Raw genomic sequence first — 626 nt, forward strand, 5'->3', positions numbered from 1 at the left:
GTTGGGCCCCGGGGCGGCTTTGTTTGGGGATGGGGATGAAGCTTGAACCAGTGGGGGCTTCCGTTGGGTGAAGGGATAAACGGATAGGGCGCCTATTGGATAGGGATATAAAAGATAAAGGGAAGAAAGATATGTACTTAAAGGCATTTGACGGAAAACGGAATGGGACAACTGTGCAGAGGGGCTACTCCTTGGTCCAGCTGTTGGTGGTGATGCTGCTGGTTTCGATCTTGGCGATGACGGCCTTTACGGCCTATCGGGAATCGGTCCGCTCGGCCAACCTGCGTGCGGCGCATGCCGCGCTGCTGGAAAATGCACGCTTTATGGAGCAGTTCTATGCGAAAAAGGGCAGCTTTAAGCTGACGTCGACGAAGTGGCCGGAGTTGCCGGTGAAGGAGGCGGGCGGTTTCTGTATCAGAATGAGCGGTCAGGCTAAAGGTATCTTGGAGGGTAAGTTTACCTTGAAGGCGGTGGCGCTGGACAGGGAAGCGGAGCCGAGGGTGCTGCGCTTGAACGAGTCGCTGACGGCGGTGGTGTGTGGGAAGATGAAGGGGAAGGGCAGCTGTGCGGACGGTGAGGAGATATTTAGGGGTAATGATGCGGAGTGTAAGCCTTTTACGGGGTAG

Annotated in this window: 1 protein-coding gene; it reads left to right on the top strand. The window is 55.9% G+C overall.

The window, feature by feature from the left end:
- Positions 1-212: 212 nt before the first annotated feature.
- Positions 213-626, top strand: a complete 414-nt coding sequence (locus HMPREF2551_RS00180; RefSeq protein ID WP_083323085.1) for a type IV pilin protein — start codon at positions 213-215, stop codon at positions 624-626.

The organism is Neisseria sp. HMSC066H01 (genome assembly GCF_001837375.1).
Lineage (GTDB): Bacteria > Pseudomonadota > Gammaproteobacteria > Burkholderiales > Neisseriaceae > Neisseria.